The following is a 19190-nucleotide window of genomic DNA, read 5'->3' as shown; positions in this document are numbered from 1 at the left end:
TTTATCTTATATTAAAATAAAAACAAACCACTGTTCGATTTGAATATTCCACGATATAATAGTGAGAGTTTATGGCAGAATAAATATTTACATAAGAAGTGAGGTACTGTATGAAAAAAAGAACGACAGACATTATTTTTATTATTATCGGTGCATTTCTTTTTGCGTTAGGTGTCAATTTATTTGTTATTCCGAACGAGTTTGGTGAGGGCGGGGTAACAGGTATCACGATTATTACGTACTATTTATTTGAGTGGTCACCAGGTTTAGTTAACTTAATTTTAAATGCGATTTTGTTAATAGTCGGTTATAAATTTTTAAATAAGATTACAACGATTTATACGATTATCGCTGTAGTGACCAACTCGCTATTTCTTCATTTAACAGAAGGCTGGACGATTGCTTCTGATGAAATGCTCGTAAATGCCATTTTCGGTGGAATATTTATTGGGTGTGGTATTGGTCTAATCATTCGTGTTGGCGGAACAACTGCAGGTACTACGATTTTAGCAAGAATGACGCATAAGTATTTAGGCTGGAGTATTAGCTACGGTCTACTGTTCTTCGATTTAATCGTTGCGTTTTCATCTTATTTCATCATTGGTGCAGAAAAACTGATGCTGACAATTATTATGTTATATGTAGGAACGAAAGTAATGGAATTTGTAATTGAAGGTTTAAATCCGAAAAAGGCCATTACGATTATTTCTGATAAACCAGATGAAATTGCTGGGAAGGTGACGACTTTAATGGGCAGAGGGGTTACTGTGTATTCAGGTCATGGCTATTACACGAAAACGCCGAAGGAAATTCTTTATGTTGTTATTAATAAGCAAGAAGTAGTGAAGCTAAAGCGGATTGTTCAAACTACGGATCCGGCGGCGTTCATCGCTATACACGATGTTCGTGACGTGTTCGGAGAAGGATTTGTTGATATTTCGAAGGCTTAGAAATTGTTTTTGATTAAAATAATCTTAATACTAAAACGTGAGAATCTATTTTGAATAATCTTTTTTCAAAATAGATTCTTTTTCTTTTTCTTGCAAAAAATCTAATTGTTTCTTAATGTAGTGATGTAGAAGGATGAACGAGAGAGGGTTTAATGAAGATGATACATATTTTATTAGCTGATGACGATAAACATATTAGAGAGTTATTGCATTATCATTTACAAAAAGAGGGGTTTAAAGTTTTTGAAGCAGAAGATGGAAAGGTAGCGCAAGACGTATTAGAGAAGGAAAATATTCATCTTGCGATTGTAGACATTATGATGCCGTTTGTTGATGGTTATACGTTATGTGAAGAAATTCGGAAGTATCATGATATTCCTGTTATTTTATTAACTGCGAAAGACCAGTTAGTGGATAAAGAAAAAGGATTCATTTCTGGTACAGATGATTATATCGTAAAACCATTTGAACCAGCTGAAGTGATTTTCCGTATGAAAGCTTTATTACGTCGTTATCAAATGCTGAGTGCAGATATTATTACGTTGCACGGAACGACAATTGATCGAAAAGGTGTAGAAGTAAAGTGTAACGGTCAAACAATTTTGCTTCCTTTAAAGGAATTTGAGTTATTATCACAACTTGCTAGTTATCCTGGAAGAACATTTTCAAGAGAAGAATTAATTGAATTAGTATGGGGAATGGATTTTGAAGGAGATGAACGAACAGTTGATGTTCATGTGAAAAGGCTCCGAGATCGTTTCTCAAAACGAACGGATGATTTTCAAATTACGACAGTGCGCGGCCTCGGGTATAAGTTGGAGTTGAAATAAGATGAAATCACTATATTCTAGATTTGTATTTATGACGGTCGGCATTATGCTACTTAGTAGTATTATCGGCTTTTTATTAACGAACGTATATTATCAAGTGAAGTTAAAACCGTATAATAGTGAAAAGATTTTAAAGTATGCGGAAGAAGTTAAGTCATTATATGAAAAGCAAAGTGAAGAAAATCAAGAGGCGTACTTACAATCTATTGCGAAGTTAGGGTATGAAATTTATATTGTAGATGATCAAAAGAATGGAAAGCGTATCGGCAATGCGTTTCGTAAGACGTCTATTAGCGATGCTACTGTTCATAAAGTATTGCAAGGGGAAACGTTTAATGGTGTTTCTACGTATCCAACGCGTCTCTTTATTACCGGTTTTTTCGATAATGAATTAATAAATAGTGTCGGTGTACCAGTGCAACACGGTGATAAGCAGTACGCTTTATTTATTCGTCCCGACATTCAGAACCAATTTGGCGAGATGCGAATTTTCTTAGCGGTATTACTTGGGTTTATCGTACTATTAAGCATTATCTTTATAGTGATTGCAGCAGGTTACATCGTTCGCCCAATTCGTAAATTTACGAAGGCTACGCAAAAAATTGCGAGTGGGGAATATGAAATTGAATTAGACGTAAAACGAAAAGATGAAATAGGCACATTATCTACAAGCTTCCAAAAGATGACGAAAAGTATAAAAGAACTAGATGAAATGAGACAAGAATTTGTTTCGAACGTTTCACATGAATTCCAGTCGCCGCTTTCTTCTATACAAGGTTTTTCGAAAACATTGCAAACAGAAAAGATGAGTGAGGAAGAAAGAAACCATTACTTACAAATTATTGAGGGGGAAAGTAAGCGAATGTCTAGTTTATGTAAACAGTTACTGACGCTCGCTTCATTAGATAAAGAAGAGAAAGTTTTACAAATAAAAGAATTCAATTTGCAGAAGCAAATTAAAGACGTCATTTTTATGCTCGAATGGAAATGGCGTGAGAAAGATATCGCTGTTGAGTTTGATGTGCCGGACATTACAATTAAAGGTGATGAAAACTTGCTTCATCAAGTGTGGAGTAATATTTTTACGAATAGTATTAAGTTTTCAAACGATGCTGGGACGATTGAGTTTTTCGTGGAAGAGTTAGAGTCTAGTGTCATTATCTCTATATCCGATAACGGAATCGGAATGGAAAAAGAAGAGATGGAACGTATTTTTGATCGTTTTTACAAAGTAGATACAGCAAGGGCAAGAAACGTAGAAGGTAGCGGTTTAGGATTATCGATTGTACAGAAGATTGTTGAACTGCATAAGGGAACTGTTTCAGTTTATAGCACGAAAGGGGAAGGGACGACTGTACGGGTGGAGCTTCCTAAATAGATGGAAAGAAAGAGGCTGTTTCGGAACGGCCTCTTTTTTGTCGTTTTATGTCGGTAAGTCGATATAATCGGAAAATCGCTGATATAAATTTCACGTACTCCCATTTCCGCTATAAAGCCGCACCTTTCCCGCGCTCAAAAAGTATCCGCTGTAATTTAATTTCCCCTCTGTAATCTTCTGTTCATATTCCGTTCATATTTCTTTTTTATGATAAGTGCATAGAAAGAAAGAGGAAGGAGCGAGCGAAATGTTTTTAGCTCTGCGTGAATTAAAACAATCAAAATTACGATACGGATTAATCGGATTGATTATGGTGTTATTATCATTTTTAGTCCTTGTTATTTCAGGATTAGCAAATGGATTATCATATGATAATGCTTCATCGATTCAAAATATGGAGGCAAATAAGTTCGTTTTAGCAGATGATGCGGAAAATAAATTACTTCGTTCACAAATTAAGAAAGACGATGTAGATAACGTAGTAAATCAAGTAGGTGACAAAGAGGCAGTTCCGTTTCGTGTGAAAGTTTCAACATATGAAAAGAAAGATAGTTCGAAAAAGGTTGATATCGCTATTTTCTCAAGCGAACGAGATTCATTTTTAGAACCGAACATTGTAAAAGGTGAGAAATTAGGTACAGCAAATAATGAAATGGTTGCTGATGAATCCATTAAAGAAAAAGGAATCGATATTGGAGATACAATTATTGATCCTGTTTCAAAGAAAGAATTTACAATCGTTGGATTTACGAAAGATCAAATGTTTAGCCATACACCAGTTGTATATGTAAATGAAGATGTATGGGGATCTATTTCACAACCAAACCAAAAAGATTATAGTGCAATTGCGCTGAATACAGATAAAGAAATTAAAAATGCACATGTTATCGACAAAAAAGAAGTACTGCAAAGTATTCCAGGATTTAAAGAAGAGCAAGGAACATTAACGATGATCATTGCATTCTTACTTGTTATCGCAGCGTTATTAATCGGTGTATTCTTCTACGTTATTACACTGCAAAAAACACAGCAATTAGGCGTATTAAAAGCAATTGGTACGAAGAACTCGTATTTAGCAAATAGTTTAGTCGTACAGGCGTTATTCTTATCAGTCGTTGCGATGGTAATTAGTATTGTTCTTGTACAAGGGTTAGAACAAATTTTACCAGCAGGTATGCCATTCTTACTAACAACACCGATGATTGCACAATACGCAGCAATCTTTATCGTAATTAGTATTTTAGGAACACTTATTTCGTTATACCAAGTATTAAAAGTTGATGCATTAGAAGCAATTGGAGGCGGGATGTAATGACTTCATTATTGAAATTAGACAAAGTAAGTAAAGTGTACGGAGAAGGGAATACGGAAGTAACAGCCCTTCATCCGATGTCGCTTGATGTGAAAGCTGGAGAGTTTATCGGAATCGTCGGTCCTTCTGGATCAGGGAAAAGTACATTATTATCAATCGCGGGTGCACTATTATCACCGTCAAAAGGGGATATTTACATTCGTGAGCAAAATATTACGAAGCTATCAGAAAAGGAAATGACAGACATTCGTTTGAAAAAAATCGGCTTCATTTTCCAGTTCGCAAATCTTGTTCCATATTTAAATGTGAAAGAACAATTACTTTACATTGCTAAGTTAAAAAAAGAAAGTAAACAAGAATCAGAAAAGCGTGCGGATCATTTATTAGCGGCATTTGGATTAGGAGAAAGAAAAAATCATTATCCAAATCAACTATCTGGTGGGGAAAAACAAAGGGTAGCAATTGCTCGTGCGTTCATGAACAACCCAGATTTAATATTAGCGGATGAGCCAACGGCAAGCTTAGACTCAAAACGCGCACGTGAAGTTGTTGAAATGATGAAACGTGAAGTGAAAGAGAGCCAAAAAGCAGCAATTATGATTACACATGATGAAAGAATGCTTGATGTATGTGATCGTATATTGACGCTTCGAGATGGACAGTTAATATAAAGAAAAAGGCCAACCGTATATGCGGTTGGCCTTTGTATCATTGTTTTTAATAAGTATAATGGCTTTATTTTGAGAATAACGTTTTAATTTTATTGCGTGTTATTAATAAAATCCCGCCTAATACAGATAGCATTCCTAGAGCCATATTGTTTGATTGCTCGCTACCAGCGTTAGGAAGTTCTTTAGCGTTATTGTTTTTAGTACTATTATCTGCTTGCGTTTGTTTAGACTGTGACACTTCATTAATCTTGTTATCAACATTTTGCTTCGTTGTATGTAACTCAGCTAATTTGTCGTCAATTTTTTTCTCAGTATGCTTAAAGTCGTTGATTTTAATATCTAAGTCTTGTTTTTTCTTTGTTAAATCGTCTGAAACAGTTTGTTTCGATTGTTTAATTTCGTTAATTTTATTTAGTAAATCTTCTCTAGCCTTTTGTAATTCAGCTAGTTTGTTTTTTACATCTTGTTTAGCTAGTTCTAAGTTAGCGGAAAGACTGTCTAAATTGCCTTTAATTTTCTTAAGTTCCTCTAACGTATTACCAGTATTCGGCTTGTTTTCTTTTAGTTCAGCGAGTTTGTCCTCAGCAGTTTGTTTCGCTTTTTTTAACTCAGCTAATTTTTCATCTACTTGTTTTTTAACTTCCTTAAGTTCATTAACCTTTTGATCAATGTTCTCTTTATGTTGCTTCATTTCATTCACTTTTTCATCGACAGTTTGTTTATGTTCTTTAATCTCATTCACTTTGTTATCGATATTTTGCTTATGCTCTTTTACTTCAGCAACTTTATCTTCTACTTGTTTTTTATGCTCTTTAATTTCAGCGATTTTATCTTCGGCGATTTGTTTGTCTTGCTGAAGTTTTGCATCTAACTCTTGTTTATGTTGTTTAATCTCGTTAATTTTTTCATCAGCAACTTGTTTACGTTCATGTAGTTCATTCACCTTCGTATCAACATTTTCCTTAACCTTGTTAAGTTCATTCAATGTTTGATCCACGTTTTCTTTGTGTTGCTGCAATTTCGCATCTAACTCTTGTTTATGTTGCTTAATTTCAGCTAATCGATCTCCCGTACTTTGCTGAGGAGTAGCATCATTTACTTCCGCATGAGCAGGGTTCGCGCCAGCAATCATTGCTAAAGCTAGTGTAGACGCAGCGATTGTTTGTTTTGTTTTCATATTTTTGTACCTCTTTTCTTTCATATGCATGAACTGTTTTGTGTAAAAATGAGCATATAGAAGTAGATTATCTTATTATTATATACTATGTTAGGCGCTTAGAGGAAGGATTTGCATAATAATCTATGATTATGTAATTTTTATAATCTCTTATTTGGGGTAGGGGATAAACCTTTAGCTAGATGAACAATTTCTTCTATAGTAAAGCTTACATCTTTATTATTGCGAATAACAAACAAATAATCAGCCTCGTTTTCTACAGGATCTACCACATTATCGTGAAGTGATTCAGTTTGTTGTCGATCAAGTACTTCTTTGAAACTAGAATATCCACCTCTAAAAATATTCGTACTTCGCGTGCTTCGAGCCACTCTTTCGTAAAGTACATCATCTGGAATGTCAAAATGAACTAATATGCGTACATATTCATTCTGTGGAAATAATTCGTTTAGTAAATAGAATCTTCCGTTTTTACTGCGATTGGAATTACAAATAATAAGGTGTAAATTTGTATGTTCTTTCGCATAATCAACAATGAATTTTGAAAGACCGTGCTTAAATGTATTAGCACCTTCAGCCGGCTGTAATTTTTCATAATGCGTGTTAATAAATTCAGCTTGATTATCTTGATCCATAACGAAAGAGTGGGGTAACTCTTTTTCTAATGCTCTTGCAAATGTAGTTTTTCCACTGTGTGTTTTTCAAACTGTAATGATGACTAATCTTTTCATGACGCCCTCCATTTGTATTGTTATGAACTGGAATATTCAGTGTAGATCGAAATCTTCCTGCTAGAGATTACACAAATTGTTGGAGCGTTAGTAGGCTGAAAACTTGACAAAAAAACTTATTTATGCTATAATTTACCAATATAAAAATAAGGTGTATAATAGGGTTCTCCTGGCCAGGGGAACCCTATTTTTGTTGTGAAAATGAAGGAGAGTGTATGTGCGTGAAACAAGGTGAAGCAAGTGTAACGTCGTTAGTATCAGCTTTCAGCAGGGCGTATCATAGTGAATTTGATAATCCGAAAATCTTTGATGATTATGTAGCTAAAGAGTTCATTTCGCCAAAAGGACGAATTAATATTGAAACGAATATGGTTCAAGGAATACATTTCTTCAATACAGACATTGCACAGCAGTTTCAAGATAATCCAAAAGAAATATTAAAATGGATTACGCAAGTTCAGTTATCACCAACACCTTTAGCACGTGCGGCATATTGTGAAAGAGTATTACTACATGAAATTACATTAGGAGCGAAACAATACGTCATACTCGGTGCAGGCTTAGATACGTTCAGTTTTAGACACCGAGAATTGGAAAATAAAATAGAAATATTTGAAGTGGATCATCCTTCTATGCAGGTGTTTAAGAAGGAAAGAATAAAAGAAACAGAACTTGAAGTTCCAAAAAACCTTCATTTTGTTTCAATGGATTTTACGAAAGGATTTTCCTATGAACAGTTAAGCAATGAAGGATTTGAACATAAAAAGACTTTCTTTAGCCTTTTAGGTGTTACGTACTATTTAACGAAAGAGGAACTTGCTAGTTTAATAGAGTGCTTGTTTGAGATAGTTCCAGTAGGGAGTTCTATCGTTTTCGATTATCCTGATGAAAACTTATTTACGAAAAAAGGACTGTCCAATCGAGTTGAAAATATGGTGAAAATGGCTGCGGTAGGCGGAGAACCGATGAAATCATGTTTTTCTTATGCTGAAATGGAGGCACTGTTAGAGAAGGCGGGCTTACTCATTTATGAGCATTTATCACCAGAGGATATTGATGTATTATATTTTGAAGGACGAAACGATTATTTAGAAGCTTTTGAGACAGTGCATTATGTACATGCGGTGAAAAGGTAGGAAATTAGTAGGCATGGAGAGGAATCTCTGTGTCTTTTTTTATAAAAAAGGAAATGAGCTGTAGTGGTGGAAAATATAATTATAAATATATAATATATATAAATTAATGTCTTGTAGAAACTAAAGGAAAGGGGAAATAGAAGATGTTGAAATTACGAGGAAAATACAATGAAGCGAAAGTGTATACTTCGAATGTAGAAGAAACGGCAGCAGGTCAAATTATTGATCTTTGTAACCAAGAATTTGTAAAGGATAGCAAGATTCGTATTATGCCAGATACACATGCGGGCGCAGGTTGTACGATTGGGACAACAATGACGATTCAAGATAAAATTGTTCCTAATTTAGTCGGGGTTAACTAATCGGCTCAGACTTTAAACTACTCACTCAATTGACTGGGAACCCTAACGATAAAAGGCGAGGGCAATCAGCAGCCAGTGGTTATGGTGACATAATCGAATGGTTCAGAGACTTGTACCATGTTAGCAGACTAAGGTACAGAATTATTCCTCATCCATTTTGAATTGAAGAGGAATAATTAATACGGTGAGCCTACAGTAGAGACTGCATATCTCGATGACTGTAGAGAAGGTATAGTCCACTCTTTCAGGAAACTGAGAGGTAAGTACGATATTGGTTGTGGCATGGAAGTTGTGATGATTAATAAGAAAAAAGAGGAAATCAATTTCGATCACTTAGACGAAACGATACGTAAATTTGTCCCAAGTGGTTTTCGTATTCGAGATAAGGAACATCGATTTTCAAAAATGATTGATTTTGATAGTGTAAGAGCCCCGTTTACAGTGCAACGTGCTCAAAAAAGCATTGGTACACTTGGCGGGGGCAATCATTTTGTCGAACTGAATGAGGATGATAAAGGAAATGTATACATTGTCATTCATAGTGGTTCGCGTAATTTAGGGAAACAAGTAGCAGAGTATTATCAAAACTTTGCTTACGAGCAACTTATAAACGTTAAATCTATTAAAGAAGAAATGATTGAGCGTTTAACGAAAGAAGGTAGACAACAAGAACTACATGAAGCTTTACGTGGAATTAAGAAACCGGTGATTCGCAAAGAATTAGCTTATTTAGAAGGACAAGGATTTAAAGATTACATGAATGATATGAAAATTGCTCAAAAATATGCGGAGTTAAATCGTAAAGCAATGATTGATGAAATCGTCACTAAAATGGATTGGAAAGTAACAGATCAATTCACTACAATTCATAACTACATCGATATGGAAAATATGATTCTACGAAAAGGTGCTATTTCAGCCCAGAAAGATGAACGAGTAATCATTCCAATTAATATGAGAGACGGTTCAATCATTGCATTTGGTAAAGGGAATCCAGATTGGAACTTTTCTGGACCGCATGGGGCAGGACGTATTATGAGCCGTAAGAAGGCGAAAGAAGTACTTAACTTAGAGGATTTTCAAAATACAATGACAGAGGTTTGGACGACATCTGTTGCAGAAAGTACTTTAGATGAAGCACCAATGGTATATAAACCAATGGATGAAATTATTGAGAATACAAAAGAAACAATTGATATTAAACATATTATTAAGCCACTTTACAATTTTAAGGCGAATTAAAAGAGGAGTAATGTTTATTAAAGAAAGAGAACTTGAAAAGATAGCATATTTTGTGGCGGTTATATAACAGAGATTAAAAAGACAACATATTAAACTAAGAGATTCATCATATTCATTTACATTTATGTAATGTAAAAGACTAGAAAGCTAGATTGGCGTGAATCGCTAATTGTGGAGTGCAAAAAACGACAAAATCTCTTAAAAAACACTTAACTTTTAACTCCATCTATCTTTACAATCCCTCCTTATAATGTGAATTGGACAAGCACCTAAGAGAAAGCAGAACATGTCAGTTTGTACATTCTATTATTAGGGGGAGAATTTGTATGAAAAAGACAGTTGCTTCGTTAGCAGTTATGGCGGCATTATTACCGACGTTTTCAGTGCATGCGGAAGGGAAAGAGCAAGCCCGAAAATCAGCTACAACTTTTAATGTTATTAGTGATATTCAAGGGGATTTAGGGGATTTTGATCATGTGCTAAAAGATATGAACAAAGTGACGCCACTTTCTAGAGCGCTTATTATGAATGGGGATATAACGCCGACTGGACAACAGTCACAATATGATGATGTAAAGCGTGTGTTAAATAAAAATAAGCATCCAGAAAATGTATGGTCTACTGTTGGGAATCATGAGTTTTATGCTGGTAAATGGACAGCGGATGGGAAACTCTCTCAAAGTACATGGCCAAATGGTGTAACTGAGGAAACTTTATTTAACCGCTATCTGAAATTTAGTGGACAAGAAAAGGTATATCATAAAAAAGAATTAGATGGTTATCCGCTTCTATTTTTAGGAACTGAAAAATATATGAAATACCATGATTCAAAAATGTGGGATGAAGTATATATGAGTGATGAGCAACTAGGTTGGTTAAAACAAAATTTAGAAGAGTACAGCCAAAAAGATAAAAATAAACCAATTTTCATTTTCTCTCATCACGTTTTACCCGATACTGTGTCTGGATCAAGACAATCACCATATTTACAAGACTATTTAAACGTTGATAAATTGTACGATATATTAAAAGACTATCCGCAGGTCGTTTTCTTTACGAGTCATACGCATTGGGATTTAAACTTACCGGACTGGGCTGGTAAAAAGAAAATTGCAGGCGGAGATAAAAAAGGATTTACTGTTGTAAATACGGGCGGGATTGAAACGGGCTGGATGTCGGCTGGACCAAATGGAGGAGAGAAGACTGCTCCTGATGGCTATTCATTTAAACAAGGGTTGCAAGTGAAAGCATATGGTAACGATGTAATTGTGACAGCTTACGATTACAAACGTGATAAGGATATAAAGAAGTTATTAATTAGTGATTCAAAAATTGCGCAGATGGCACCAAATGTAACAGCAGATGATAGTAAAAATATAATTGTCGGTGCAACTGAATATATGGAGTACACTATAGAAGGAACGAATGAGTGGCATACGTATAGTAAAGCAAATCCTCCGAAATTTGATGGAGATAAAGTCGTATACGTACGTCATAAAGGTGAAATGAATTTAGAGCCGGGATTAACGCAGTTACTTCGTTTTTCGGTAAATAAGTGATTGGAGGGAGTCTGCATTTGAATGTGTGGGCTCTTTTTTTGTTGATGAGAAAGGGGTTGCCTATCTGTCGTTTTTTGTCGATAGATCGATATATTAAGAAAATCGTTGATATACTGCAAGTTACGATCGATATATTTGAAAAATCGTTGATATATTGTAAGTAATGAACGATATATTTAAAAAATCGTTGATATAAATTTCATGTACCGTAATTAAGTTAAAATCATTAATACGGTTTTACTTATCAAAATGAAATTCTAATACATTTTTAACCGAGAAAGATGACTTCACCATTTTTACGTGTAATAATAGTAACGTTACATATATTGTGAAAGAAGTACAAAAGGAGCGTTACAATGAATTTAGCTAAATTCCCGAGAAAAAAATATACAGAATCATATACACCAATTGAAAAGTTAAACAATTTTTCTGAAGCACTTGGTGGCCCGACTATTTATTTTAAACGAGATGATTTACTTGGTTTAACAGCCGGTGGCAATAAGACGAGAAAGTTAGAATTTCTAGTTGCAGATGCACAGGAAAAGGGTGCAGATACATTAATTACAGCTGGTGGTATTCAGTCAAATCATTGCCGCCTGACACTTGCTGCTGCGGTAAAAGAAAAAATGAAATGTATTCTTGTATTAGAGGAAGGGCTTGAGCCAGAAGAGAAGAGAGACTTTAACGGAAACTATTTCTTATATCACTTATTAGGTGCTGAGAATGTCATTGTTGTACCGAACGGAGCAGACCTGATGGAAGAAATGCATAAAGTAGCAAAAGAAGTAAGTGAAAAAGGGAATACACCATATGTAATTCCAGTTGGTGGATCAAACCCTACGGGCGCTATGGGATACGTTGCTTGTGCGCAAGAAATTATGGCGCAATCATTTGAGCAAGGAATTGATTTCAGTTCAGTTGTTTGTGTAAGTGGTAGCGGCGGTATGCATGCTGGTTTAATTACTGGTTTTTCTGGAACACAAAGCCATATTCCTGTAATTGGAATTAACGTAAGTAGAGGAAAAGCTGAGCAAGAAGAGAAAGTAGCAAAACTTGTAGATGAAACTTCAGCACACGTTGGTATTCCAAACTTTATCTCGCGCGACGCTGTTACGTGCTTTGATGAATATGTAGGGCCAGGCTATGCGTTACCAACGCCAGAAATGGTAGAGGCAGTTCAGTTACTTGCGAAAACAGAAGGTATTTTACTTGATCCAGTGTATACAGGTAAGGCAGTAGCGGGATTAATCGACTTAATTAGAAAAGGTAATTTTAATAAGGAAGACAATATTTTATTCGTACATTCAGGTGGTTCACCAGCTTTATATGCGAATACTTCTTTATTTGCGTAAGTGTAAGAAGCATTGGGTATCCAATGCTTTTTTGTTATATACTGGACTATTTGAGCTGCGGACCAATTCTATCACTTTAATTAACTAAAAGAAGAATTTCCCCATCCCGATTAGACTACTAATCATTCCTATTCCACTCATGGTGCTTTTTCCTGCTGTAAATAAGTTTCCAAGCATTCCTAGCTGACCGTTACCTCCGTTATTTCCCCATCCCATTGGGGCCCACGGACTACCCCATCCTGGAGGGTTTCCAAAAACACCCGAGTTATTGGTATTGATATGAAAAGGCTTGGCTGGCGGAGATAATAAAGCGGCAAGATGACCTTGTGCAAACATCCCTGCATGATTGAATGGTTGGGCCCAGGGGAAGGGAGGTTTTTGAAAATTAAAACCTGCATGGCCTGGTAATGGAGTCCAATTGGCAGGATGACCTTGTGGTATTATCCCTGCATAATTGATTGGCTGCTGCCCCCAAGAGAAGGGAGGAGGTTGGGGATTGAATCCCGTATAATTGGCTGATGAATCCCAACTAACTGGATAGACTCGATAACTCCAATTCTCAGGAATCTTCAAATCATTCATTACCTTAGATTTAGTTATTTCGGGCTGTGAATATAATGAAATTTGGTTAGTATATTGTTCCCCGTTTCCCTTTGAATTCAAATACCAATATTGGTGCATACGCTTATTCTCCTCACTTTAAAAATGTAATGTTAGACTTAGCCTATGTAATATTCCTTTTTATGGATGGTTACATAACTAGATCTACAAGCCTGTATTTAAAGGAATGGGTGTGTGGACTTGTTGATTTAAAGTTTCACTTTATTTTAGAAGGGTATTTTCAGTTGCTTCTTTTATATATTTCAGCCTAATTTAAATTCCGTTAATAAACGTTTTTATAAAGGTTTAATCAACAAAAAGATTTTAAAATGGTATGTTGAGCAAGTGGAATTGCTAAAAAGAGAATATCCATTCGAAGAGTTTGGCAAAATACTGCAAGGGTAATGTTTTCTTGTGCAAATATGTAAACGATTTAAACGAATCAATGAAATTTATAATGAAGGGGCAATTAAATATATGAGTGAAACATTACATAAAAGAAAACCACCATATTTAATGCTTGTAATTCTTTTTATTGGGGCATTTGTTTCATTTCTAAATAACTCGCTTTTAAATGTAGCCTTGCCATCAATAATGAAAGATTTAGACATTCAAGATTATTCAACGATCCAGTGGCTTTCTACAGGGTATATGCTTGTAAGTGGTATATTAATTCCGGCATCAGCATTTTTAATAACGCGTTTCTCGAATAGAAGCCTATTTATTACATCTATGTTGATTTTTATTCTTGGTACTGCCTTAGCGGCTGTAGCGCCGAATTTTGGTTTATTACTTACTGGTCGGATGGTTCAAGCGGCAGGCTCTTCAGTTATGGGGCCTTTGTTAATGAATATTATGCTAGTAAGCTTTCCAAGAGAAAAAAGGGGAACAGCAATGGGGATTTTTGGACTAGTTATGATTACAGCTCCGGCAATTGGACCGACACTATCAGGTTATATTGTAGAGTATTATGACTGGCGTTTGCTTTTTGAAATGATTTTACCGTTAGCAATCATTAGCTTACTGTTAGGGATTTGGAAATCTGAGAATGTCATGAAACAAAACAAAAATGCAAAACTTGATTATCTCTCATTACTATTATCTTCTGTCGGTTTTGGCGGTTTGTTATATGGATTCAGTTCTGCAAGCTCCGATGGTTGGACAAATAAAGTTGTCTTAACAACCTTAATCATAGGCGCTATTGCCCTAATTGCTTTTATTATCCGCCAATTAAAAATGGATGAGCCGTTATTGGATTTACGTGTTTACAAGTACCCAATGTTTGCACTTGCGTCTGTAATTGCAATTGTTAACGCGGTGGCCATGTTTTCGGGTATGATTTTAACACCAGCTTATGTACAAAACGTCCGTGGTATTTCGCCGCTGAGCTCTGGGCTGATGATGCTTCCAGGTGCGGTTATAATGGGGATTATGTCACCAATTACAGGTAAACTATTTGATAAATATGGTCCTCGTATTCTTGGTATAGTAGGACTTTCCATTACAGCCGTTTCAACTTATATGCTAGCAAACCTGCAACTCGACTCTAGTCACACACATATTATTCTTATTTACACACTGCGGATGTTTGGGATGGCGATGGTGATGATGCCACTTATGACAAATGGTCTTAATCAATTACCAACTCGTTTAAATCCGCACGGTACAGCTGTTAATAATACAGCTCAACAAGTGTCCGGTTCGATTGGTACTGCTATTCTTGTTACGATTATGAATTCTGTAACAAAAACAAAAGTTGAAAGTTTAATGTCTGATATAGATCCAACAACCTTCACAGAAACTACGAAGGCAATAGTAACTCAAAAGGCTTTATTATCTGGAATTCAGTATTCCTTCTATGTAGCGCTTGGCATGAATGTTGTTGCACTACTATTAGTTTTTTTCGTTAAACGTGTAGATACAAGTGCGGAAGCTGTCGAGAAGTTAAATCGGTAGAGAAGAATAAAACGCTAGATAAAGATTCCTATAAGTTTTTTTGCTGCTAAGGCGCCGGTATTTAAAGCTAGAAAAAACTAAAAGAAGCAGGGAAATAATTATATAGTAAAAGAGGACCTGATGTTCATATCAGGTCCTCTTTCATTAATAACAAGGTATACTTGCTTATCGTATTGGTTTAACTAAACTACTGATTTTTCGAATACTACAATCTTAAGCTCGTCACCTTCTTTATTTTGGAGTGTTTTAGAAGAAAATGAATTAAAATGATTGTTTTATAAACAAATACAAGAGATGAGATCCGTTTGCAATTTCTCATAAACATTATAATTTTAGATTATCTTTTAACACCAACATTAAAAGGGTCCAACTATATTTATTCGCTTCATTTTAATTTAGTATTTTTCTACAAGTTATAAATCTAATTGCCAAGCTTATACGTAATATCATAATCATGAATAGTTAGGGAAAAGATAAAATAAGGTAATCAATTACATATCTTTATTTCATGCTTTTTTGAAAGGGTGTTTTTAATGGAAAAAAAAGTATCTGCTATTCCTCAGCCGAAAACATATGGACCGCTGGGTAATCTCCCATTAATCGATAAAGATAAACCGACCCTATCCTTTATCAAGATAGCGGAAGAGTATGGTCCCATTTTTCAAATTCAAACTTTAAGTGATACCATCATTGTCGTTTCTGGACATGAATTGGTAGCAGAAGTTTGTGACGAAACACGTTTCGATAAAAGTATAGAGGGTGCTTTAGCAAAAGTTCGTGCCTTTGCTGGGGACGGATTATTTACTAGCGAGACTCACGAGCCTAACTGGAAAAAAGCTCATAATATTTTGATGCCTACATTTAGCCAACGGGCAATGAAAGATTACCATGCCATGATGGTCGATATTGCTGTACAACTCGTTCAAAAATGGGCACGGCTTAATCCGAATGAAAACGTGGATGTTCCGGAGGATATGACTCGTCTTACGTTAGATACAATTGGTCTATGTGGTTTTAATTACCGCTTCAATAGCTTTTATCGTGAGACACCTCATCCTTTTATTACTAGCATGACCCGTGCTCTAGATGAGGCGATGCACCAATTACAGAGGCTGGATATAGAAGACAAACTCATGTGGAGAACGAAACGTCAATTTCAGCATGATATCCAATCTATGTTTTCTTTAGTAGATAATATTATTGCTGAACGTAAAAGTAGTGGAGATCAGAAAGAAAATGATTTACTTTCCCGTATGTTAAATGTGAAGGATCCGGAAACTGGTGAAAAATTAGATGATGAAAATATTCGTTTCCAAATTATTACCTTTTTAATAGCTGGACATGAGACAACAAGTGGATTGTTATCTTTTGCAATTTACTTCTTATTAAAGAATCCGGATAAGTTGAAAAAAGCCTATGAAGAAGTAGACCGTGTTTTGACAGATCCTACTCCAACATACGAACAAGTTATGAAACTGAAGTATATACGGATGATTTTAAATGAATCGCTACGTCTATGGCCTACCGCTCCAGCATTCAGTCTCTATGCAAAAGAAGATACAGTGATTGGCGGGAAATACCCAATTAAGAAAGGAGAAGATCGTATTTCTGTTCTTATTCCACAGCTACATAGGGATAAAGATGCATGGGGAGACAATGTGGAAGAATTCCAACCTGAACGATTTGAAGAGCTGGATAAGGTTCCTCATCATGCTTATAAGCCATTTGGAAATGGCCAGAGAGCATGTATCGGTATGCAATTTGCACTTCATGAAGCCACTCTTGTGATGGGAATGCTTCTTCAACATTTTGAATTAATCGATTATCAAAACTATCAGCTGGACGTAAAACAAACATTAACGCTAAAGCCCGGTGATTTTAAGATTAGGATTCTACCTCGAAAACAAACTATTAGTCATCCTACTGTTCTTGCACCTACAGAGGACAAGCTGAAAAACGATGAAATTAAGCAGCACGTCCAGAAGACACCTTCTATTATTGGGGCCGATAATCTTTCACTTCTTGTTCTGTACGGCTCGGATACAGGTGTAGCAGAAGGTATTGCAAGAGAATTAGCAGATACAGCTAGTTTAGAAGGAGTTCGAACGGAAGTGGTAGCTCTTAACGATCGAATTGGAAATTTGCCAAAAGAAGGAGCGGTACTTATTGTAACTTCTTCTTATAATGGAAAACCGCCAAGTAATGCAGGGCAGTTTGTTCAATGGTTGGAGGAACTAAAACCAGATGAGCTAAAAGGGGTTCAATACGCAGTTTTTGGTTGTGGAGATCATAATTGGGCTAGTACCTACCAACGGATTCCAAGATACATTGATGAGCAGATGGCTCAAAAAGGAGCAACAAGATTTTCTAAACGCGGAGAAGCAGATGCAAGTGGTGATTTCGAGGAACAGCTTGAGCAATGGAAACAAAGCATGTGGTCTGATGCGATGAAGGCATTTGGATTGGAGCTCAACAAAAATGTGGAAAAAGAGCGCAGTACTTTGAGTTTGCAATTTGTCAGTCGTCTTGGAGGATCTCCTCTTGCACGAATATATGAAGCAGTGTATGCATCTATACTAGAAAATCGTGAACTCCAATCATCCAGCAGTGATAGAAGTACACGACATATCGAGGTATCCTTGCCAGAAGGTGCTACATATAAAGAAGGAGACCACCTTGGAGTGTTGCCAGTTAATAGCGGGAAAAATATCAACCGAATTTTAAAACGTTTTGGATTAAATGGGAAGGATCAAGTTATACTGAGTGCAAGTGGACGAAGTATAAATCACATACCTTTAGACAGTCCTGTTAGTTTATTGGACCTTCTTAGTTATAGTGTTGAAGTTCAAGAAGCAGCCACTCGAGCACAAATACGAGAAATGGTAACATTCACAGCATGTCCTCCTCATAAAAAAGAATTGGAAGCATTATTAGAAGAAGGAGTTTACCATGAACAAATACTAAAGAAACGGATTTCAATGTTGGACCTTCTTGAAAAGTATGAGGCTTGTGAAATCCGATTTGAACGCTTTTTAGAACTTCTTCCTGCGCTCAAACCGCGTTACTATTCTATTTCAAGCTCTCCACTCGTTGCACACAATCGTCTGAGCATTACGGTCGGTGTTGTTAATGCGCCTGCATGGAGTGGGGAAGGGACATATGAAGGAGTCGCTTCTAATTACTTAGCTCAGCGTCATAATAAAGATGAGATTATCTGTTTCATTCGAACGCCGCAATCAAACTTTGAATTACCTAAAGATCCAGAAACACCAATTATTATGGTGGGGCCAGGTACTGGAATTGCACCATTCCGTGGATTCTTGCAAGCGCGTCGTGTTCAAAAGCAAAAAGGTATGAACTTAGGACAAGCGCATCTATATTTTGGTTGTCGTCATCCTGAAAAAGATTATCTTTATCGTACAGAACTAGAAAATGATGAAAGAGATGGATTAATCTCTTTACACACAGCTTTTTCTCGTTTAGAGGGACATCCAAAAACATATGTACAGCATTTGATAAAACAAGATAGAATCAATTTAATTTCGTTATTAGATAATGGAGCTCATCTTTATATATGTGGTGATGGAAGTAAAATGGCTCCGGATGTAGAAGATACCCTTTGTCAAGCATATCAAGAAATTCATGAAGTAAGTGAACAAGAAGCAAGAAATTGGTTGGATCGTGTGCAAGATGAAGGGCGATACGGAAAAGATGTTTGGGCTGGTATATGAGTGTTTCTTAATTAGTTACGTATTAACTAATGAACTTCTTTCGAATAAATTTCACTTTATTAGTATAGTGTATTTAGATGAATAGTGATTAACCAGACTATTTAGTATCTACTAAATAAAAAACAGGACCTGATATGCATCTATCAGGTCCTGTTTCACATAGACATTATACATCGATATTTTCCACACATTATCAATGTTTG

The 19190-nt window shown here is 35.8% G+C and carries 14 protein-coding genes and 1 pseudogene; 12 read left to right on the top strand and 3 right to left on the bottom strand.

What is annotated here, in order from left to right; all coding sequences use genetic code 11:
* The first annotated feature begins 110 nt into the window (after nt 1-110).
* The 5 genes from GBN91_RS11320 to GBN91_RS11300 all read left to right on the top strand — a co-directional run bounded on the left by GBN91_RS11320 (nt 111) and on the right by GBN91_RS11300 (nt 5141).
* Nucleotides 111-950 (top strand): YitT family protein, encoded by an 840-nt coding sequence (locus GBN91_RS11320; RefSeq protein WP_000747497.1) that lies wholly within the window; start codon nt 111-113, stop codon nt 948-950.
* A gap of 152 nt (nt 951-1102) precedes the next feature.
* A complete protein-coding gene (locus GBN91_RS11315) occupies nt 1103-1780 on the top strand; it encodes a response regulator transcription factor (protein ID WP_000781961.1) in 678 nt (225 codons plus the stop codon).
* Between the two features lies 1 nt (nt 1781).
* A complete protein-coding gene (locus tag GBN91_RS11310; protein ID WP_152121513.1) occupies nt 1782-3158 on the top strand; it encodes a sensor histidine kinase in 1377 nt (458 codons plus the stop codon).
* A 247-nt stretch (nt 3159-3405) separates the two neighbouring features.
* Nucleotides 3406-4470: an ABC transporter permease gene (locus GBN91_RS11305; RefSeq protein WP_006922800.1), complete on the top strand. Its 1065-nt coding sequence runs from the start codon at nt 3406-3408 to the stop codon at nt 4468-4470.
* Complete coding sequence (locus tag GBN91_RS11300) at nt 4470-5141, top strand: ABC transporter ATP-binding protein (protein ID WP_000202606.1); 672 nt, start codon at nt 4470-4472, stop codon at nt 5139-5141. Before GBN91_RS11305 ends, GBN91_RS11300 begins: the two co-directional genes overlap by 1 nt.
* Before the next feature lie 64 nt (nt 5142-5205).
* On the opposite strand, the gene GBN91_RS11295 is transcribed toward GBN91_RS11300, so the two are convergent.
* A complete protein-coding gene (locus tag GBN91_RS11295; protein ID WP_000851000.1) occupies nt 5206-6318 on the bottom strand; it encodes an LPXTG cell wall anchor domain-containing protein in 1113 nt (370 codons plus the stop codon).
* A gap of 140 nt (nt 6319-6458) precedes the next feature.
* A pseudogene (locus GBN91_RS11290) lies at nt 6459-7049 on the bottom strand (ATP-binding protein).
* Nucleotides 7050-7264: 215 nt separating this feature from the next.
* Here GBN91_RS11290 and GBN91_RS11285 point away from each other — a divergent pair.
* The 5 genes from GBN91_RS11285 (at nt 7265) to cuyA (ending at nt 12700) form a co-directional block, all read left to right on the top strand.
* Nucleotides 7265-8185 carry a class I SAM-dependent methyltransferase gene (locus GBN91_RS11285; RefSeq protein ID WP_152121512.1) on the top strand — a complete coding sequence of 307 codons (921 nt, stop codon included), beginning with the start codon at nt 7265-7267 and terminating at the stop codon, nt 8183-8185.
* 143 nt (nt 8186-8328) lie between these two features.
* A complete protein-coding gene (locus tag GBN91_RS11280) occupies nt 8329-8547 on the top strand; it encodes an RtcB family protein (RefSeq protein WP_012593282.1) in 219 nt (72 codons plus the stop codon).
* A 282-nt stretch (nt 8548-8829) separates the two neighbouring features.
* Nucleotides 8830-9789 (top strand): RtcB family protein, encoded by a 960-nt coding sequence (locus GBN91_RS11275; RefSeq protein WP_152121511.1) that lies wholly within the window; start codon nt 8830-8832, stop codon nt 9787-9789.
* Between the two features lie 326 nt (nt 9790-10115).
* Nucleotides 10116-11348, top strand: a complete 1233-nt coding sequence (locus tag GBN91_RS11270) for a DUF4073 domain-containing protein (RefSeq protein WP_046392887.1) — start codon at nt 10116-10118, stop codon at nt 11346-11348.
* Between the two features lie 356 nt (nt 11349-11704).
* Nucleotides 11705-12700, top strand: coding sequence for a D-cysteate sulfo-lyase (cuyA, locus tag GBN91_RS11265; RefSeq protein ID WP_044307402.1), 996 nt, complete (start codon nt 11705-11707; stop codon nt 12698-12700).
* Between the two features lie 84 nt (nt 12701-12784).
* Here cuyA and GBN91_RS11260 read toward each other — a convergent pair whose 3' ends face one another.
* Complete coding sequence (locus GBN91_RS11260; RefSeq protein ID WP_023522462.1) at nt 12785-13381, bottom strand: hypothetical protein; 597 nt, start codon at nt 13379-13381, stop codon at nt 12785-12787.
* 396 nt (nt 13382-13777) lie between these two features.
* Between GBN91_RS11260 and GBN91_RS11255 the strand changes: the two genes are divergently transcribed.
* The gene (locus GBN91_RS11255; RefSeq protein ID WP_016122833.1) at nt 13778-15256 is read left to right on the top strand and encodes a DHA2 family efflux MFS transporter permease subunit; all 1479 of its coding nucleotides are present in this window, start codon (nt 13778-13780) and stop codon (nt 15254-15256) included.
* A gap of 533 nt (nt 15257-15789) precedes the next feature.
* The gene (cypD, locus tag GBN91_RS11250) at nt 15790-18987 is read left to right on the top strand and encodes a bifunctional P-450/NADPH--P450 reductase (RefSeq protein WP_152121510.1); all 3198 of its coding nucleotides are present in this window, start codon (nt 15790-15792) and stop codon (nt 18985-18987) included.
* Nucleotides 18988-19190 lie beyond the last annotated feature (203 nt).

Origin of the sequence: Bacillus sp. B1-WWTP-T-0.5-Post-4, assembly GCF_009183795.1 — a bacterium.
Lineage (GTDB): Bacteria > Bacillota > Bacilli > Bacillales > Bacillaceae_G > Bacillus_A > Bacillus_A cereus.
The sequence above is the reverse complement of the archived record's forward strand: the minus strand, read 5'-3'. Positions and strand labels throughout refer to the sequence as shown.